This window comes from Virgibacillus aidingensis (genome assembly GCF_010994035.1).
Classification (GTDB): Bacteria; Bacillota; Bacilli; order Bacillales; family Amphibacillaceae; genus Virgibacillus_N.
This window is the reverse complement of sequence record NZ_WIXN01000008.1, coordinates 109585-128774: the sequence shown is the minus strand read 5'-3', so window position 1 is coordinate 128774 and position 19190 is coordinate 109585. Positions and strand designations below refer to the sequence as shown.

The following is a 19190-nucleotide window of genomic DNA, read 5'->3' as shown; positions in this document are numbered from 1 at the left end:
CAAAACCCCGGAGCTTTAGGAGTGATGCTGTTAATATCAACCTTATTACAAGGGTTAATGTATGCATTGACTCACTTTGGAGCGGCTAATAATTCTATATTTCCATATACAGAAAATCTGTTTTTGATTCATACAGTAATTACAGGCTTACTTATTATTTTTTCCATTATATATGGTATACCCTATATATATAATAAAAATCAAAAAACACAATATTTAATAACAATACTAGTATCACAAAATTTATTTGGAGTTTACTTTTATCTGATGGCATTATTCTATATAGGACAAGGGTTTAAAGTTTCAGAGTCTTCGCTTTTAAACTTCACCTATATAACATTAGCAATAGGCCTATTAATTTTTGTTACAACTGCAATTCGTTTTTATATATTGCTAAAAAAAGGCCATTATAGAAAAGGGTCAAAAAAAGATAATTTGAGATTAAAAGCGGAAGAAGGAGTCCGGTCATATTTACCTATATTTATTATAGGGAGTGTAGGCTTGCTTTTTATTCTACAATATTTAATACGACTTTTTGGACTTGGTGATATATATACTGTTTTTATACTCTCAATATGTATATTGTTATTATATACAATGCTCTTTATTCTCCCTGAACAACTGGTTTTACTTTACTGTAAACACCGTTTCGACTGCTTTAATTACAATAAAAACGGAAATTTGAATCCCATGGGAAGAAAGGGTGCATAGGATGAACAATGAAGTGTGACTGCTTATTTTTGATAATCTCTTAGTCTATGAAACAAAACAGCTGCAAACAGATTGGCAAGAAGGTATATTTTGATGGCAGATTATACTCGAGGAGGATAGATTTGTGTTCTGAATTACTACACCGTAAACTCCAAGCCTAAAATTAGGATAGAATTAATTGGATGAAATGCTGGACTTGATCTGAATATAGGTGAACCTGATTATGCAAAATAATCATTGTAAGGGAGTTTTTAGTTTGATAGAAAATAAACTGGAGTTTTATCATTCAAAAGGAAAGCTTTTTCTTGGAACCATTTTTTCGCTATTATTTGTTGCTTTTGGCATTTTCATGGTGGGGATTTCATATATAGAAGAATCTTTCTTATTTATCGCTTTATCACTGTTTATTATTATTTTATTTAGTTTCTTTGCCGTTGCGAGTATATTGAAAATGATCAGGAGTTATCCTTATATCACGATAACCGATGAATGTCTTCAATTGGATCCATTTACGAAAAGTGAAGTAACCATTTACTTTACGGATATTGAATCTATAAAAGTATCTGAAGTTTCATTTCAAAACATCATAGAGATTGTTTTATATGACGAGGATGATTATTTTTATCAATTGTCCTTTCATAATAAAATGAGATTATTTATGAATCGGGTAACTGGATTTTCTCTATTTACTGTTAGCGCAAAAGCCATTCGAAAACAGGAAAGATCTTCATTTTTAGAGATATTTAATCTCATTATACAACAAAAACTAAAGAACGAAGCTTCAATCATTGAGACTGCACGAAAGCTAAACAAAGAAACGGCCTTCATGGAAGAATATGACCCAACTCCTCTGGTCAATCGATCCATCGATCGTTCATACTTTTTAAAATCTTACAGGTATGGATTTTTCATATTTGCACTCTCGTTTATATTATTCTATCTGCTCATTAGTAAAAGTGATAGTTATTTATTTTATATTATAATAAGCTTCATTTTATACCCTTTTGCGAGAGTTTTACCCGATTGGTTGTTCGGGTTTAAGGTAAGACATAGATTAGAGAAGCAAAAAGGCTTTACTTTTTATTTTGACCAATTAATATTTATGTTCGACTTTTTGTTATTCCATATTAGTTTATTTATTGCTCCCATTGGCATTTTATTCTTATTGTTGCGTTTTATCATTATTCGGATAAAGCGATTAAAAGGTTAGATGGCTGAAAAATTAACTGTCCGCAGAACGCCGGAATAGTGTAACGATCGGAGAGTTTTATTTCCTGCTACATATGATATAATTCTGCAATTTAAAACTAAAAGGATGGCAATATTGCAGCAGCTAGCAGCAGTCCTAGTGCGTTCCTGATGAAAGGTCTGTTTGAGTAAGAGTGGGAAAATCAACTAATCTAAAAATAGAGGGGATGAGCATAAAGTGGTTCCAATTTACGCAAGAAACCAAGATGGAAGGGGATACACTATTTATTTGGATACCGATACAATGAGGGTATACAGAAGTGATCACCAGGAGACCAATCAATATAAATATTGGATTGGATTTGTTGTAACCATTGCCTTTCTGAGGGGGCTTGCGGAATTCAACCTGCCCGTTAGTTTGCTTGTAAAATCAGCCGTGGTAATAGTGGGGGTTCCAATAAGTATTTTTATTGGCAGAGCGGTGTATCGTAAATCTGTTCAAAACATGAGGGAGATTTATCCAACAAAAGATATGCTGGAAGACTATATCGTAAAGGGAAAAAGCTTAATGACAAAAGAAATAATCATTGCCGGCATTATTTTAATTGTTTCTCTTACATTTTGTTTCTTATACCTCGTATTCAACTTTCTGATGTGGTTGATATTATCCTTGATGTTCTTTGCTATAGTAGGAATGTTTTCCAAAAACATTACTGTAAAACGATGGAAGTTATATAAATATGGACTCAGTGCCATAGGTGCATGAATTTAACCGGTTGAAGAAAATTTTGTGTGTGAAAGATATGCGACAGGAAGCATGCTGGTAGATTCATGGCAGTGTTTTATAGTAAAATCAATATGACAAAGCTAAATAAAAAGTAATAGGTGCCCATATTTAATGGGAGAATAGGGAATGAAGTGAAAAGCTTCAGCGGACCCGCCACTGTAAGGGTGAGTTTCACCAGACATGCCACTGAAATTATATTTTCGGGAAGGCCTGGTGTAATGTTGAACCCGAGCCAGGAGACCTGCCTGCTGCTTGAACGTATATAGATGATGGAAAAGTCTGTAGTGTATTTGCTATGCAAATAAACTGCAGACTTTTTTCTGTATAGCAGCAGAAAAATGATTCCCTATTCCGGAGAAGGGCACACTAAGCCCATAAACGCAAAGGGCATGCCGGAAAAGTGATTTTTTCATAAAGGAGATGGATAAAATGGACCTGTTACAACAAACCATTGGAAAGATTGAAGAGCTTGATCAAATAAATATGAAGGAGGCTGAAACAAGGCTGGATCAACTGGTGAAACCTCCAAAAAGCCTTGGAAGGTTAGAAGATATTGCCATCCAGCTTGCAGGGATTACAAAAAACATTTATCCGGAAGTGAACAACAAAAAGGTGATTGTTATGGCTGCCGATCATGGGGTGTACGATGAAGGGGTTTCCAGCAATCCGCAGAACGTAACAATAATACAAACGCCGCTTTTTCCAAAGGGACTTACAGGCGTGTGTGCCATCAGCCGTGTCTCCGGTGCTGGAGTAATTGCAGTAGATATTGGTGTAAAAGGAAACCTCCCAGGAGATACGGGTGTAATCAGCCGCAAAATAAAACATGGTACAGATAATATGGCCAAAGGTCCTGCCATGACAAGGGATGAAGCAATAAAGTCTATAGAGGTAGGAATAGAAATTGCGAATAAGGAAATCGCAAACGGGGTGCAATTATTGGGGGTCGGTGAGATGGGGATTGGCAACACAACAGCATCCACTGCGATTTTATCTGTACTTGCAGGGGTTGATCCCGTTGAAATTACAGGGATGGGTGCCGGAATTGGAGATGGCGGGATTGATCACAAAGCAAAAGTGATTGACGGGGCGATCAAGCTCAATCAACCGGATCCTCATGACGGTATTGACATTTTAAGTAAGGTGGGAGGTTTGGAAATTGGCGGGATGGCCGGTGTTATTCTTGCGGCTGCAGCCAAACGAATTCCCATTGTTGTAGATGGTTACATATCTACTGCAGCAGCTTTGATTGCCGCGTTAATTGAACCTAAATCAAAAGAGTTTATGATTACATCACATGTCTCCCCGGAGCCTGGTGCTAAAAAAGCGAGCGAGCTGCTTGGTATTTCCCCATTAATGGAGATGAATATGCGTCTTGGAGAAGGGTCAGGAGCAGCACTTGTTTTCCCTATACTCGAATCGGCATGCAGCATAATCAAACGTATTGCGACGTTTGACGAGGCGGGAATGAAAATTTGAGGGAGCATACAAATAATTAATCCGGTGCCTCCGATTCTATGGGAGGCAAATGCTGCTCTTTTGAAGTAAATGATAGTTTTTATGAATTTTTTTCGGAAAGTATGTAAATTTGTATTTGGACAGGTAAGATTTTTTGTAACGTCGATAATAATTTATAAATAGATTTATGAAAATAGGAGACATGTGCTATGTTCGAAAAGCAGGAAAAGTACATAGAAATAAATTAACCTATTCATTGTGTATATTTGCTTAAAACAGGTCTAATCTTCATACAAAAAAATGTATATCCTTTAAAATCATGTTTTGAAAAATGCGGGACCTTCTGTTCATTTCGTGACATTTGGCTCGGATAGGCTGGAAGTGGTATTTATTTTTCGGTATGATATAAGAAATTACTATATTTGACACAATCATGACTGTTGATATGCCGGCATACATAAGGTTGCTTACATACATATACTGTAAGAAAGGGGGACTCACATGTTTCAGCACAAACCTATAGGAAACAATAAATTGAAATGTATTTTTCTGGAAGCTGCCAGTGATCAGGAAGCATACATTTCTATCAGCTATGGTGCGGGTTATGGAGATAGATTAGTAACGGAGAATAATGAAATGATGTGGGTTGGCGGCGGCAGTTCGAACATATTAACGAACATAAAAAAGAAGCAGCTGCAGGAAAAGTTTCCAGGCTTTGAACTGAATGTCCAGATTACAATGGATACTTCAACGATAAATATAAAAATAACAGACGGTATGTTTACCGATGCCATTGACCCTATTTTGGAAACCCTCTTTACCGAAAAGGTGACAATGGAAGCATTTCAGCAGCAGAAGGAAACATCCACTCATGATTTTGCACTACATATGAAAAATCCCGCCTTTAACAGCATGATGGATATTCAGGAGTTTGCCATTCCAAACAGATTATTCAATACAGATTTATTGCAGCAGGATTTAGTGGATGTGTTATATGATGACATTCTATTATTAAATGATACGTTATTTCGACCCGAAAATGCCATTATGGTAGCAGCATACCAGGATCGGAATTTTAATGAATCCAACTGGCTGGAAGAAAAAATAGAAGGCGAGACTGCCGGGGAACGAACGGTTCATCATGTTTTTAAGAGAAATAATTTCAGAAATATGGTGAGGCAAGTATATGATTCCAGGGAAGAACGTGCTATCGGGACACTGCTTTTTCGGAATAAGCCTATCGATTATAAAACAGAAATGGAATTAATTTATTTGCAAGTGATAGCCGACATTATTTTCCAGGAAAACTATTATGTTAATATCGGCAAAGACTATGCAAGCATTGTATACGAAAACAGAGGGAAATTAGAGTTTCTGCCCAAGGTTTTGACAATGAAATGGGATGAGAAAGAGTTTTATAAAGCCCGGGATGATTACTATACACGTTTGCAGTATGTAAAAACAAATGATGCAGGGAAATTTATTTCCATCCTCGGTCAATATTTTGTAAGAGATATTAATTTTCTTAGCATGATGAATATATTTGACAGTGTAACCTATGAAGCTTTCTTAGAATATATGCAAGCTATTAAAATAAAATTGGCAGAAATGAAGATTATTTATTCAGGAGGGGGTTGATTAAATGGGCAGAGAGGTATATGTGCATCCCCATGAAGTAGAGCAGCATAAAAATGAAATGCAGTCGTCTGCAAATGGGGTAAAAGATGCATCGAAACTGGACAAAAATGAATTAAGTGAAACACAGCTGGCCAGCATTACGAGGTATAACAACATTTTGACTCAGTTTGAACAAGTACTTGAGGAATATTTTACCCTTGTGGAAAGTGACCTGGTGAAAGTGGATGATATCAAGGAAAGAATGATTGAACAAGATACCAGGCTTGCTGATTGGCGGCTTTTCAATTAAACCTAAAGGAATGAGGTACAGGGCTGTATGAAAAAGTTAGCGAATGCCGAGATTTCTACTTTGAAATCAGATGTGGAGTCGTATAAGGAACGATTATTGGAAAGTTTATATGATCATTATAATAAAATCATAACTTTTACTAGCAGTAATGCCTTTAGAGGTGCAGCGGGGGATTCTGTTTTTAATTACTATAATGAAGTGCACTTATACCTACTGAATAAAATAATGAATGTGGCTGATGAAATTTCCAATGAAGCAAAAACAATGGAAGAAGCTTTTTTAAGTTATGAGAGCAGCAGTGATGGACTGGTGAATTCCCAGCTGATACGCGAGAAAAAAAGAGAAATAAATAATACGTTGATTGAATTCGATGGGTTGGACAGTGAAATTCAGCGAATTAATGGAGAAATAATGGGGATTGCCGGCGTATCAAATGTAAATGGCAGCACTGTGGTACAGCAATATGAGGATAGCATGCAGCTGATGACGGATATGGCTGATAACCTGGAAGAAAAAGACAGTGATGTCAATGCGAATCTGGACAGACTGGAAAATAGAGTCCAGGAATTAAAAGATGCCATACAAGATATAGCTTCCAACTTTAAAACCACTGCTGGTTTTTCCGATTACCGGGTTGAAAACATCCAAACTTCAGATTGGTATGGAAATGAAACTACACAAGTATATGATAAACTGTATGCAGAATCTCCATATCAGGTGGAAACGGTTGATGATGGCTTCTATGTTACGGAAGTTGGGGTTGTAACAGATGCCGGAACCGGCATCGCAGGAGCTGGTGTCAACAGCTACGGAGCGGAGTTTACGAGAGATGGTGCAAATTCAGAGGGAAGCGGCTATTACAATTTGCTGGAAGCACGGGCCGATCTGGAAGGTGACTATACTGAAATAGGGGTTCATGCAAATGTAGTCTCTGTTAATGGATCGTATGAATTTAACGAAGACACGGGTCTCGTCGCAGAAGGAGATGCCGCAGTTGCCAGAGTAGATGGTAATGTGATGTTAGGCACTGATGATTGGAATGCACATGCAGAAGGCGATGCCGGGGCATTTACCGCAGAGGGCAATGTAAGAGCGGACACCGGAGGTATTGGCCTAGGCGGGGAAGTATCTTTAGTACATGCAGAAGGAGAAGTCGGTGTTACACTGGCGGATACTGATATAGATGTAGGAGTCAGTGCAGGAAAATTTGGAGGGGGAGCAGAGCTTGCCTGGGACAAAATTGAAGTGGAACTCCATATGGGGGTAGGAGCTTCTTTATCAATAGAATTTCCATGGTAATCTAAAGGCAAGGAGCTGATTCTATGAATTTTAAAAGTTATATGAAGCTGGGGATTTTATCCATTATAGTTAACTTAATCAGTGTATATAATGCAGTTTTTGGTTTATGGTCCATTATCATGATCATTTTTGCATGGTTTATTGTTAAAAATCGGGATGCAGCCGCAAAGCCGGCTCAGGATAAGAAAGTATTGGGACTTGTTCAGACTGTAATGCTGGGTATATTTATCTTTATGAGTACTGTGATGGGCGGTATGGCCATTTACATGCTGCACTACCCTGTATGGAATTATTTTTCATCTTATATGGTATTATTCATTATTTTAGCAGTGATCGGGCTGATTATTTATTATTATTTTGTTATTCGTTTACTGATGGAATCGGTTCGTGTGGTCAAGAATAAGAGGATTTCTTCATGAAAACGAGATATGTGTTTCCTGTTTGTTTACTTGCTTTGCTTGTGAACGCGTTTAGCATTTATAATTATTTACTTGCCATTTGTACAGTATTTCTACTATTGCTCCTGTTGATTCCTCGTGTGTTTATTTTATTAACAAATGCAGCGAAAAGACAGGATGAAAATAATCAAAACTTTGCTGTAAGACAAATTGGAAACTATGGGAAACAAAAGACCACGAGACAGCTGAACAGATATTCTATTGTGTTTTCGCTGATTGTTATAAATTTGGCAGCAGCAGGATTAACGGTCCTGACGTATGTAAATTGGGATGCAACAGGGAGTTTTATTGCACAGCATATTACATGGAGAGAAATAACACCGGTACTGGGTGCGATAGGTTTTATTTTATTTATTGCATCCGCGGTTCTTGTTACAATCTATGGCATAAAAATGTTAAGAAAAGAAGAACTGTTTAACGTTTAAAGCAATGGGGTTTAGGATAAGGAGGGTGAACGGATGGAGAGATCAGCATTACAGCGTGATTATAATAGCACACTTTCCCAGATTAATATGTGTCAGGCACAAAGCAGATCCATAGAAGAACAGCTGGAATTTGTACGCAGAAAAAAATCGGAACTGGGAAATCTGAAAGAGGAAATCAGACAAAACAAGGAAAGAGCCCGAAGAGTGGACATGGGGATTATGGTTACGGAATGGCGCGGCGAAAATTACGGTACGTACCATGATGCGTATGTTTATGATCTATGCAACACCAGGTACACGAATTATATAAATGAGGTAGATCATAATCTGGACGCACTTGTGAATGAGGAAAAACGTCTGGAAAATGAACAGCTGGAAAATCAAGGGCTGATGGGAAGGCTTCGTCAAGGTTTGAATTGGATTACTTCTGAACTCGAAAAAATTACAAACTAATAAAAGAAAGGGAGAAATTTGTGCAAAATATTGAATTGGTATTACCGGATGCCCATAAAAAAATGAAAATCACACCAGGCATGCAAAAAGAAATGGATGATGTTCAGCGTGAACTGGAAAGGCACAGGGAAAAACTGCTCCCGGGAACCATTAATTTCATTATATCCAAAGGGTTTTACCGCCCCAAAAAGAAGGTATTAACGATTGCTGCAGTAATCGTTAATACAACGGAAAAAGATATTGAAGGAATAAAGATGGATTTATTTTTTAGCTTAAAAAACTATCCGGATGCCAAATTTCCAAAGATGAACGCTGTTCTGAACAAAGAGTTTTTAGGGGTTATTGAAAAAAACCAGGCATTTATTCTGCATTTTGATGTGCCATCAGAAAATCTGGGTGAGGCAGATTTAGTATTTCAGCCAAACGAGATTACCGGTAAAGTGGAAAACATTGAATATCATTATGTGAAGTGATTTAAAGAAAGTCAGATTAAAGGAGACGTCGATTGATGAAGAAATTTTTACTTATCCTATTCAGTTCATGTGTCCTGTTTGCTTTAGCTGCTTGTACGGATGCAGGTGAACAGGAAACAGAAGATCAGAATGAGGAAGAAGCGGCTAATGAAACTATAGAGGATAACGGTGCAGCAGAGCAAGCCGCCGGAAATAGTAGTTCAGAAGAAGAAACCGATAGTTCCCAGGATGCAGAGGCTAATGAAGATGTGGAACAGGAATCCCAGGGAAATTCAGGTTTAACATTGCAGCTGACAAAAGTCGATGAAGAGAATGGCTCTACATTGGAAAGCGATATCTACAAAGAAATAAACCAATTAATTGAAGAAAATCCGGATATGGGAACAGAAAATGATTTTAGTGTGTTCACCGTTGATATTTTCAATTCCGATGCCGGAAGAAGTCTGGTTTTGTTGGGTATCAACCGGACACCGCTTGAATTAACAAATATATCCTTTGACCTGAACCTCGGAAGTGCCGAAGAATTTGTACTTGAGGCTCAGCCGGTTCACTTATCTGAAGAAGAGATGGGGATTTTCCCCGTGGATGGGGTAATGCCTTTTGTGATAGATATCTCCAATGAACAGGCAGAAGCACTTTTGAGTATTAACTCGGCTGATCTTTTGCTTACACTTGATAACTTTGAATATGAAGAAGCTGAATAACTGATAAGGTTTTTACATAGGATGGCGGCTGCATGGATGGTGCACCGCTTTTTTGTTTATACAGGATTTTTAAAAGGCGATTACATCCTGCAAAACAAGCGTACATTATTTTGCTCATCTTTTTATGCTGCATGGGAATGCTATAAAATGTAAATTTAATTAAGGAGGATGAGCAAATTGATGAAAAAGCTATTACTTCAAGTATTTGCAGCTGTGTTTGCGATTATTTCCGTGCAGGCAGGCTTCAGTATGACCGTTTCTGCAGTGGAAGAGCCGGTACCTGTTTGGGAGGTAAAAAAGGATCACCATAACAAACATAACATTGAGAAATATAAAGCGCTGATAGAACATGAAGCGGAACAGCTGGGCTTGGAAATTGACGGGAGGAAACTGGAAGATCTGGCAAAGGAAGTTTTTGAAGTAAACCTTCAAAATGCGATAAGGGAAATGGGTCTGGACCCGCAAGGAAAAGACATTGAGGAACTAAAACAGCAGCTGCATCATGCGAAGGTAGTGAAAAAGGCGGAAGAGCTGGGAATAGGAACAGATGGAAAAACACCGGAAGCGCTGGCAAAGGAAGTACATGAGGTGATGGTCCGTAATAAAGCGGGTGAATTGGGGGTCGATACTTCCGGGAAAGATTTTGATACAATCAAAGGCGAAGTTACCATGCTACTCATCACCAAGGAAGCAGAATCCATGGGAATCGAAGTAGGGCAAAAAGATGCGGATGTTTTAAAGCAGGAAATCAGAGACCAAAAAATCAAACAAACTGCCGAAGAGCTGGGAATCGATACAGAAACATTAGATGCAGATCAGCTGCTCGATGAAGTATTGCAGAACCATGCTATTGAGGCAAAGGAAAAGAAATTATATCCGTTCGACAAGAAACATGGCTCATATCATTAAATAGAGGGGCTGGAACATAACTTTAAGTCCGGCAGATCTGAACATATTTTAAACAGCACCGCTGGTAAGCTCCGGAAGTTACTTTGTTTTCCACATCAGCACGGCAGAGACATCTAATCAAACTCTTTGGCCATTTTTTTCGGTGTCTTCTTTGCCGCAGGCGGCTGAAAACCTCCTAAGGGCGCATGACGCCCTGTGAGGTTTCATCGGTGCCTTTTCCATACTAATCTTTACCGCGGGCAAGCATTTCTCAGGAATCACTGTATATTCCCGGAGCTGCTGCATCTGTTTGGTATTTTTCCAGTAATTTAATGATGTCCCAGTCTCATCCGATTATTATTTCTGCTGGCTTTGACAAAAAGGTATAAAATTTGCAGGATTTTTCCCGTGTAAAATAGAAGTTTATTATTAAGATAATAGACTTTACGGAGGTAATAAAATGGCAAGCTTTGATGACTTTATGAAAATTGATCTGCGGATAGGGACCGTTTTAAAAGCAGAGGCTTTTCCCGAAGCCCGCAAGCCTGCAATAAAATTGGAAATAGATTTTGGCGAGCTTGGTGTGAAGCAGTCGTCTGCACAAATTACAAAAAGATATGAACCGGAAGATCTGGTGGGACGCCAGGTAGCCGCGGCAGTTAATTTCCCGCCAATGCGCATTGCCGGCTATAAATCGGAAGTCCTCGTACTGGGCGGTGTGCCGGAAGAAGGGGATGTTATTCTTTTACGGCCGGATGAGGAAACGCTAAATGGTACAAAAATTTCCTAATACAGGGGGGGATATATTTGAAAGATATTATTGTTTCCTGGAGCGGGGGAAAAGACAGTGCACTGGCACTGAATGAACTGTTGCATGATAAGAATTACAGGGTGAAAGGTCTTTTCTCTACAACCTCGATTGCAAGCGGACGATTGCCTGTTCATGAGGTGAAAAAAGAATTTATTCGGCAACAGGCAAGGGAAGCAGGACTTCCGTTTTTTGAGGCAGAAATTCCGGATAATGCGAGTAATGACGAATATGAAGCGTTGATGGGTAAAAAATTCAGCACTTTTAAAAGTCAGGGAGTACATATGATTGCTTATGCAGATTTACTGCTTGAGGATATAAAAGCATACCGGGATGAGCTGCTTTTGCATCATGGGATGGAAGGATTATATCCTCTATGGAAAAAGGATACAGAAAAAGTGGCACATGATTTTATTTCTAAAGGTTTTCGCGCCATTGTGACTACTGTTGATACAGAAAAAATGCCTGCAAAAATGGCCGGCAATCAATTTGACAAACAATTTATTGAAGCGCTTCCGAAAGATGTAGATCCATGCGGGGAAAATGGAGAATTTCATACATTTGTTATTGATGGACCAATTTTTAAAAATCCCATTCCCGTGAGGAAAGGAAATACATTTGAAACTTTTTCAGCAAGATTTGTGCATATAGAATTAAACAGAAGATGAAGAATGGAGGCAATATGATGGCACAGTTAAAATATGAAATTATCAAGACAGTTGGCACCTTATCCGAGTCACCAAAAGGCTGGACAAAGGAACTGAATCTGATCAGCTGGAATGAGAGGGAACCTAAATATGATATTAGAGACTGGTCCCCTGATCATGAGAAAATGGGAAAAGGTATTACATTGACTGAAGAGGAACTCGCAAAACTGGGCGATGCAATAAAATCGATGTAATACTTAAGTATAGCAATAATCATATAATAGATTACAAGATATTATGCATAAAATGCAATACGGCAAATTGAAAAAATAAACAGATGAACTTTACGGGAGGATGAGAAATGAGTGTCATAGAAGAATTAAAGAATCTGCTGCCCGCTGATCGGGTTACAGCAAATGAAAATGTTTTAGCACAGCATAGTTCGGATGAATCCTATCATACTCCACAGGAGCCGGATGTTGTCGTATTTCCTGAAAGCGCAGAGGAAGTCAGTGAAATTATGAAACTGGCATCAAAACATCAAACACCTGTCGTTCCTTATGGACTGGGCACCAGCCTGGAAGGTAATGTGATTCCATACAGTAACGGTATTATGCTGGACTTTTCTTTAATGAATAAGGTGCTGGAAGTAAAAGCAGATGACTTTCTGGTGAAAGTCCAGCCGGGAGTCACACGTACCCAATTGGAAAAAGAATTAAAAAAGTATGGACTGTTTTTTACGGTAGATCCGGGTGCTGATGCAACAATCGGCGGCATGGCTGCAACAAATGCAAGTGGAACTACTTCCGTAAAATATGGGATTATGCGGGATAATATAAGGGATATGGAAGTGGTACTTGCGGACGGGACTATTATACATACAGGCAGCCTCGCTCAAAAATCATCTTCGGGCTATCACTTGAATGGACTATTTGTAGGATCAGAAGGCACGTTGGGCTGTTTCACGGAACTCACATTAAAAGTACAGGGCATTCCGGAAAAATCCATGGCAGGCAGAGCTTCTTTTGAATCTGTAGATAAAGCAGTAAATGCGGTGATTAGTGTGCTGCAGGCTGGAATTCCCGTGGCCAGGGTAGAGCTCGTGGATGAAGCATCCATGGTCCAAATCAATACATTCAGTGAAACGGATTATAAAGAAGTACCTACACTTTTTCTCGAATTTCACGGCAATGAGGCAGGTCTGAAGCAGGATGTAGCGTTTACAAAAGAAATTTTAAATGATCATGATTGTAAAGAACTGGCTTTTGAGTCGGATACTGCGGCAAGAAATAAATTATGGGAAGCAAGACATAATGCTGCCTATGCTTACCTGCATGGAAATCCAGGGAAAAAACAGATGGTCACTGATGTTTGTCTGCCGATTTCCGAGCTGGCAGGTGCTATTAAGGATGCCAGGGAAGCAGTGGAAGCCTCAGGACTTACAGGAGGCATCGTCGGTCATGTCGGTGACGGGAATTATCATATTTTACTAATGGTGGACGTCAATAACCCTGCTGATATTGATAAGGCAAACCAGGTAAATGAGCGTATCGTTAACTATGCACTCGCACGGGGCGGTACTTGCACGGGAGAGCATGGTGTCGGAGTCGGCAAGCAGAAATACCAAAAACAGGAACACGGAGAAGCATTGCAGGTCATGCAAAAAATTAAAAAAGCGCTTGATCCGGATCATATTTTAAATCCCGGTAAAGTAATTGATCTGTGAAAGGACGAATGGGAGACACCGTATAAAAATGACCCTGGTGTAACATACTATAAGAAAAAGCCGGGAGGGTCATTTATGTCTGAAGAGAATAAGAACAAAAATAAAGATAAGGGCAGACAGCGGAATGTCCTGAAATATGATACAGAACCAAAAAGAAACAAAGATGCGGAGTTTTCAGAGGAAAGTGAATTCCTGAATCTGGATAATAAGAAAAACAAAAGAAATAGATAGCAAAAAGCCTGTTCACACAGTTTTGGTGGAGCAGGCTTTTCTGTACTCATATTATTCGATCTTGAAGCTAAACTGTTTTTCGTCTCTGAATTCCCCTTTTTCATAAGTTCTTTCAAAAAACTTAACATTATTTTGCTGATCCATGAGTAATACAGTCGAAGATCTTGTTCCATATTCGGCCATTTTAATAAATGGAGCAGAAAGTTTGCGCTCCATCTCCAGCCCGACTCCTGTCTCAGGCAAGGAAGCATCGTCTGCTTCTTCTGCATCGCTGATGATGGAAAAGAGCTTATCAGGGTCTATTTTTTCATTCGCTGCTGTATATTCTTTTAATTGCTTCTTCCCTTTTACTACTTTTGGCCAGGGCGTGTCTAATGTAGCATTGCTAAGGCCGTGAACCCCGGGTGAGATTTCTGTCCGTTCATCCAGCACATTGTTATAATGATATAATTTATCAGTATTTCCCACGAGTACGTTAAAACCTACATAATCGTTTTTTCTTTCCTTTAATTTTTGCAAGTAACCTTCCGGAGACAGATCAGTGGTTAAAAAGTTCGTTACAATCTCTCCTCTGGATAATGCACCTTTTTTCATATGCTCGGGATCACGGTAGTTGGTTAAAGCGGCAAATTTTCCACTTTTGGTAATGCCGAGCCATGTTCCCTTTTGCAGTAAATCCTGCCCCGCAAGTATATTGGGTTCTTCTTCCCAAAATTGGGCCGGAGCGGTTGGGCGCTCATAAAACTCATCCCTGTTTGCAGCAATAATCAATTTATAGGATGGATGTTCATTCCATTGAAAGTTAATCAAACACATTGCCAAGACCCCCTTCTTTCTTTTATTATACGTGGTATCCGGGGGGAGAATCAAAATTTAAATTTCCAGAAACGGCGACATGTTACCAAGGGCATAACTTCGGGTTTAAGTTCATGGAAATGTTTTAAGCAATCCGTGAGAGAAGAGAGATTACTAAATATAAGGGAAGGCCAATCCCTGAGGGTATATGGAAAAAGATAGAGAATGCAGGAGTTTTTGCGCCAACGGGACTCCAAAAGCTTGATTGTTGTTCAGTACCAGAAAAGCATTGAACAACCTTTCGGAAACGGTGCCTTTTGTACCTTGGCCAAAAGAGGTATCTGCTGCGATTACAATCATAGGAAAACGGGAGGGGAACAAGTATTGGTTACAGGATTCTTCAACAGAAAAAAAGGTATCTTCCCTTCTTGATGACGGGGAAGATACAAATTTATGAGGTGAAAATATATTATCAAATTGCGTAATAGCATTATAAGAATAAACCCTTTATTAAAGCATAAACGCTCCTGCTCCAATGCCAATGGCAAACAGTAAACCAAATGTCCAATGATGGTAGGCAGCCCATTTCATTCCTTTTATCTCCTCTTGTCTGGCTGCTTTTAATCGATAAGACCAGCACAAGCGTAAAGCTACTGGGATTGCAAACAGGGACAGGATTGCTGTCCAGGGAACAACTTGAATGATAACGAGAAAGATTGCCCAGGCATAAATAGAAATAAGCAGCACCGATAACAGGCGGGCAGCATTTTTGCGCCCCAGTTTCATCGGAAGGGTATTTCTGAAACCCCGGTCCTTTTTTAAATCACGGATGTTATTGGATAAAATCATGGTAGATATAAGCATAGCAAATGTTAATGCAACGGCCAGAATAAAACCATCTACGGCATGACCCTGAACCACAAAGGATAATATAGTTGTTACAAATCCGAGGAACACCGCTGCGGTCAGTTCGCCAAACCCCAATGCCGATAGGGAGTGCTTCCCTGCAGAGTATAAATATCCAAAAACAATACTGATGCTTCCAATTAATGCGACCCACCAGCTGCTTTGTATGGAAAGCCAGACACCCAGTATGATGGCAATACATAACATGCCTATGGCTGTATATGGAATATGGTGATGGGCCGGTTCATTCCCCGATCTCTCATCGGTATCTTTCCATTTCTCAGCATCCTGCCCATGTTTAAAATCAAAATAATCGTTAAACATATTTGCTGTGGCCTGCACAATTAAGGCTGCAATAATCATTACAAAAAATATATCCCAGCGAATTGGCGCATATAAAGAAGCCACCGCAGTACCGGCGAGAATGGGACTGATCGTTCCGCTGAAAGTCAATGGACGCATAAGTTGAAACCAGGAGGAGCGATACAGGTATGAGCCTTCTTGAAAACTATTCATTTTCTCTATTTCCGTATTACTTATTCCCATTTTTAAGACCTCCCTTATTTGCTAGAATGCTACCATCAGAAAAACTAGTGCAACAAAACCAACAACTTCTACTGATTCCAATGCAGCAAGGCGGATCAGCTGCCCGATGAGCGGCTTTTTGTTTCCTTTTTCCGCTTCCTTCCATAAAAACTCATCTTTAAAAATAATCATCATTTCTCTGTATCCGACCAACATCCCCCATAAGAGGGTAATTAATCCAATAATTAAAGCAGCAATAAAAATGTTTCCATACGTTGTATGCCATAAAAAACCCCATGTTTTAATTGGTCCAAATACGGTTCCAAGTAAAATTCCGGTGAAAATGACGAATGTGCCTGCCAATGTAAACAAATAATGGGTGTTTTTCATCAGAGAGATAAGAAAGTAACGCTGTCTGGCCAGGGAGAGCTTTAATGTGGCAGGAAAGACACCCCAGCCGATAAACATAATCCCGCCTGCCCAAATGATTGCAAGAAAGATATGTACAACCAGTAAAAGCTCCCGCATTGTTCTCACCCTTTCTTACTTTCATTTTATTCCTGGTTTAGTTTTGGAAACGTGATGATTATCACAAAAAAGAATATAAATATGAATAGGATGTGAACGAAAAAAGGACCATCGGCAAGCCGATGGTCCTTTAATAAAGGGATAAGTCTGTTGAATATTAATTTATAATTGCGCTTCCTTCAGGTACTTTTTCAATCCATTGAAATGGGTCTTCTTTTTTGCCGTACTGAATGCCTGTCAGCGTGTCATATAGGGACTTTGCCACTTCTCCGGTTTTTCCGTCATTAATAAAAATATCTTTTCCGTCCCAGTTTAATTGGCCGATTGGCGAAACCACTGCAGCCGTTCCGGTGCCAAATGCTTCCTCCAAGGTGCCATCCAAATAGGATTGATATAATTCATCCATCGATATTTTTCGTTCATCAACCGGAATATCCCAATAATTTAATAGTTGGATGACAGAATTTCTGGTAATGCCTTCAAGAATACTGCCATTCAATGCAGGTGTTACCACTTCACCATTTATTTTAAAGAAAACATTCATGCTTCCAACTTCTTCAATATATTTCTTTTCCACACCGTCAAGCCAGAGTACCTGTGTAAATCCATTCCTTTCGCAGATTTCCTGTGCTTTCAGGCTGGCGGCGTAGTTCCCGCCTGTTTTTGCTTCCCCGGTGCCGCCTTTTACTGCACGGACATACTGGTTCTCCACTGCGATCTTAACCGGGTTAATGCCTTCTTTGTAATACGCGCCAACCGGCGAAAGAATAACCATAAATTTATAATGATGTGAAGGCGCTACCCCAATATAGGGTTCCGTCGAAATAACAAATGGGCGAATGTACAGGGAGGTACCTTCTGCAGTTGGCACCCAGCCTCTGTCCAGATCTACAAGCTGCTTTATAGCTTTTAACACAAATGCCTCATCGATAGGTGGTATGCAAAGCCGGTCATTGGAATGATTCATCCGTCTGAGGTTTGTTTCAGGGCGAAACAGCTGGATATCCCCATTAGGTGTATAATAGGCTTTTAAACCTTCAAACACCGTTTGGCCATAATGAAAAGTCATCGCAGACGGGTCCAAGGTAATCGGCTGATAAGGGATAATTTTGGCATTATGCCACCCAACCGGTTCGCTGTAATCCATCACAAACATATGATCCGTAAATGTCCTGCCAAAAACCAAATCATCTGATTTTGGTTTTTCCTTCAGGTTTTCGCTAAACTCCACTTCAACTCTCCGGTCTCCCATGTCACTATCCCCTTGTTGAGAAAATTTAATAATAATCATACGCCATATATCGCAGAAAATCAACCCTTGAGCCACACTTTTTTTCATAATTCAAATTATGTTGTATAATTGAGATAGTATATGTGAGAAAAAGAGGGGCTGAGTGGGTGGTTAAAGCAATTTTATTTGATTTGGACGATACATTATTATGGGATGAAAAAAGTGTGAAAGAGGCTTTTAAAGCAACATGCCAGCTTGCAGAAAAGAAATTTGGCATCCATCCCGATATATTGGAGGAGCATGTACAAAAAAATGCAAGAGAGCTGTATGCTTCCTATGAAACATACCCATTTACGAAAATGATCGGAATCAACCCATTTGAAGGGCTATGGGGTGATTTTTCTGATGAAGGAGAGGATTTTCAGAAGCTGAACAGACTTGCACCCGGCTACCGGAAAGAAGCATGGACAAGAGGCCTGTATGATGCCGGTGCAGATGACCCTGATTTCGGGCATAAATTAGCAGAAGCCTTCCCGGTTAACCGCAGGAAATATGCTTTTGTTTATGAAGACACATTTTCAGTGCTGGATCAGTTGAAAAATGATTACCGGCTGCTTTTATTGACAAACGGCTCTCCCGATTTGCAAAATACAAAGCTTGAAATTACACCGGAGCTAGTGCCTTACTTCGATCATATCGTGATTTCCGGTGATTTTGGAAAAGGCAAGCCCGATCCTTCAATTTTTCTTTATGCTTTAAAACAACTGGGAGTGGAAAGTGAAGAAGCACTGATGGTCGGCGATAATCTTATGACAGATATACTTGGTGCTTCCAAAGCCGGCATAGACTCCGTTTGGGTAAACAGACAGGGGAAAGAACACAGTGATGTTGTACCAACCTATGAAATTTCCCAATTGGAAGAATTGCTGCTGCTTTTGGATGATATGGACCGGAGAAAGAAAAATAATAGTTTGGGGTAATGACAGACCAAGGCGGGTGCCCCCGAATGTTTAGTCAGATTT

The 19190-nt window shown here is 39.4% G+C and carries 24 protein-coding genes and 1 riboswitch; of the genes, 20 read left to right on the top strand and 4 right to left on the bottom strand.

Annotated elements, in window-relative coordinates; translation table 11 throughout:
• Nucleotides 1-21 precede the first annotated feature (21 nt).
• From GHD25_RS08890 to GHD25_RS08805, 18 genes are all read left to right on the top strand, one after another.
• On the top strand, nucleotides 22-711 hold the full coding sequence (locus tag GHD25_RS08890; protein WP_205601345.1) for a DUF1129 domain-containing protein: 690 nt from the start codon (nucleotides 22-24) through the stop codon (nucleotides 709-711).
• A gap of 256 nt (nucleotides 712-967) precedes the next feature.
• A complete protein-coding gene (locus GHD25_RS08885; protein ID WP_164216033.1) occupies nucleotides 968-1921 on the top strand; it encodes an STM3941 family protein in 954 nt (317 codons plus the stop codon).
• A 216-nt stretch (nucleotides 1922-2137) separates the two neighbouring features.
• A complete protein-coding gene (locus GHD25_RS08880) occupies nucleotides 2138-2665 on the top strand; it encodes a hypothetical protein (protein ID WP_164216032.1) in 528 nt (175 codons plus the stop codon).
• A 100-nt stretch (nucleotides 2666-2765) separates the two neighbouring features.
• Nucleotides 2766-2949, top strand: a riboswitch (cobalamin riboswitch).
• 166 nt (nucleotides 2950-3115) lie between these two features.
• Nucleotides 3116-4165, top strand: a complete 1050-nt coding sequence (gene cobT / locus GHD25_RS08875; protein ID WP_164216031.1) for a nicotinate-nucleotide--dimethylbenzimidazole phosphoribosyltransferase — start codon at nucleotides 3116-3118, stop codon at nucleotides 4163-4165.
• A gap of 480 nt (nucleotides 4166-4645) precedes the next feature.
• A complete protein-coding gene (locus tag GHD25_RS08870; protein WP_164216030.1) occupies nucleotides 4646-5782 on the top strand; it encodes a hypothetical protein in 1137 nt (378 codons plus the stop codon).
• A 4-nt stretch (nucleotides 5783-5786) separates the two neighbouring features.
• Nucleotides 5787-6071 (top strand): DUF5344 family protein, encoded by a 285-nt coding sequence (locus GHD25_RS08865; RefSeq protein ID WP_164216029.1) that lies wholly within the window; start codon nucleotides 5787-5789, stop codon nucleotides 6069-6071.
• Between the two features lie 27 nt (nucleotides 6072-6098).
• Nucleotides 6099-7370 carry a T7SS effector LXG polymorphic toxin gene (locus GHD25_RS08860; RefSeq protein ID WP_164216028.1) on the top strand — a complete coding sequence of 424 codons (1272 nt, stop codon included), beginning with the start codon at nucleotides 6099-6101 and terminating at the stop codon, nucleotides 7368-7370.
• A gap of 23 nt (nucleotides 7371-7393) precedes the next feature.
• Entirely contained in the window at nucleotides 7394-7789 is a 396-nt protein-coding gene (locus GHD25_RS08855; protein ID WP_164216027.1) for a hypothetical protein, read from the top strand.
• Nucleotides 7786-8253 carry a hypothetical protein gene (locus GHD25_RS08850; RefSeq protein WP_164216026.1) on the top strand — a complete coding sequence of 156 codons (468 nt, stop codon included), beginning with the start codon at nucleotides 7786-7788 and terminating at the stop codon, nucleotides 8251-8253. The genes GHD25_RS08855 and GHD25_RS08850 overlap by 4 nt, the downstream gene beginning before the upstream one ends.
• Nucleotides 8254-8286: 33 nt before the next feature.
• Nucleotides 8287-8706: a DUF5082 family protein gene (locus GHD25_RS08845; protein WP_164216025.1), complete on the top strand. Its 420-nt coding sequence runs from the start codon at nucleotides 8287-8289 to the stop codon at nucleotides 8704-8706.
• A gap of 20 nt (nucleotides 8707-8726) precedes the next feature.
• The gene (locus tag GHD25_RS08840; protein WP_164216024.1) at nucleotides 8727-9179 is read left to right on the top strand and encodes a hypothetical protein; all 453 of its coding nucleotides are present in this window, start codon (nucleotides 8727-8729) and stop codon (nucleotides 9177-9179) included.
• Nucleotides 9180-9214: 35 nt separating this feature from the next.
• On the top strand, nucleotides 9215-9883 hold the full coding sequence (locus GHD25_RS08835) for a hypothetical protein (RefSeq protein ID WP_164216023.1): 669 nt from the start codon (nucleotides 9215-9217) through the stop codon (nucleotides 9881-9883).
• 180 nt (nucleotides 9884-10063) lie between these two features.
• On the top strand, nucleotides 10064-10792 hold the full coding sequence (locus tag GHD25_RS08830) for a hypothetical protein (RefSeq protein ID WP_164216022.1): 729 nt from the start codon (nucleotides 10064-10066) through the stop codon (nucleotides 10790-10792).
• Between the two features lie 439 nt (nucleotides 10793-11231).
• Entirely contained in the window at nucleotides 11232-11561 is a 330-nt protein-coding gene (gene csaA, locus GHD25_RS08825) for a chaperone CsaA (RefSeq protein WP_164216021.1), read from the top strand.
• Nucleotides 11562-11578: 17 nt separating this feature from the next.
• On the top strand, nucleotides 11579-12247 hold the full coding sequence (locus tag GHD25_RS08820; protein ID WP_164216020.1) for a Dph6-related ATP pyrophosphatase: 669 nt from the start codon (nucleotides 11579-11581) through the stop codon (nucleotides 12245-12247).
• Nucleotides 12248-12264: 17 nt separating this feature from the next.
• Complete coding sequence (locus GHD25_RS08815) at nucleotides 12265-12480, top strand: YdbC family protein (RefSeq protein ID WP_164216019.1); 216 nt, start codon at nucleotides 12265-12267, stop codon at nucleotides 12478-12480.
• Nucleotides 12481-12587: 107 nt separating this feature from the next.
• Nucleotides 12588-13952: an FAD-binding oxidoreductase gene (locus tag GHD25_RS08810; protein WP_164216018.1), complete on the top strand. Its 1365-nt coding sequence runs from the start codon at nucleotides 12588-12590 to the stop codon at nucleotides 13950-13952.
• A gap of 75 nt (nucleotides 13953-14027) precedes the next feature.
• Nucleotides 14028-14183, top strand: coding sequence for a hypothetical protein (locus GHD25_RS08805; protein WP_164216017.1), 156 nt, complete (start codon nucleotides 14028-14030; stop codon nucleotides 14181-14183).
• A gap of 51 nt (nucleotides 14184-14234) precedes the next feature.
• Here GHD25_RS08805 and GHD25_RS08800 read toward each other — a convergent pair whose 3' ends face one another.
• The gene (locus tag GHD25_RS08800; RefSeq protein ID WP_164216016.1) at nucleotides 14235-14999 is read right to left on the bottom strand and encodes an NRDE family protein; all 765 of its coding nucleotides are present in this window, start codon (nucleotides 14997-14999) and stop codon (nucleotides 14235-14237) included.
• 247 nt (nucleotides 15000-15246) lie between these two features.
• On the opposite strand from GHD25_RS08800, the gene GHD25_RS08795 reads away from it, so the two are divergent.
• Nucleotides 15247-15435, top strand: coding sequence for a hypothetical protein (locus GHD25_RS08795; RefSeq protein WP_164216015.1), 189 nt, complete (start codon nucleotides 15247-15249; stop codon nucleotides 15433-15435).
• Between the two features lie 53 nt (nucleotides 15436-15488).
• Here GHD25_RS08795 and GHD25_RS08790 read toward each other — a convergent pair whose 3' ends face one another.
• The 3 genes from GHD25_RS08790 to GHD25_RS08780 form a co-directional block, all read right to left on the bottom strand.
• Nucleotides 15489-16430, bottom strand: coding sequence for a prenyltransferase (locus tag GHD25_RS08790; RefSeq protein ID WP_164216014.1), 942 nt, complete (start codon nucleotides 16428-16430; stop codon nucleotides 15489-15491).
• Nucleotides 16431-16451: 21 nt separating this feature from the next.
• The gene (locus tag GHD25_RS08785) at nucleotides 16452-16937 is read right to left on the bottom strand and encodes a hypothetical protein (protein WP_164216013.1); all 486 of its coding nucleotides are present in this window, start codon (nucleotides 16935-16937) and stop codon (nucleotides 16452-16454) included.
• A 157-nt stretch (nucleotides 16938-17094) separates the two neighbouring features.
• Nucleotides 17095-18189, bottom strand: a complete 1095-nt coding sequence (locus tag GHD25_RS08780) for a branched-chain amino acid aminotransferase (protein WP_164216012.1) — start codon at nucleotides 18187-18189, stop codon at nucleotides 17095-17097.
• A gap of 146 nt (nucleotides 18190-18335) precedes the next feature.
• Here GHD25_RS08780 and GHD25_RS08775 point away from each other — a divergent pair, with 146 nt between their 5' ends.
• Complete coding sequence (locus tag GHD25_RS08775) at nucleotides 18336-19148, top strand: HAD family hydrolase (protein WP_164216011.1); 813 nt, start codon at nucleotides 18336-18338, stop codon at nucleotides 19146-19148.
• Nucleotides 19149-19190 lie beyond the last annotated feature (42 nt).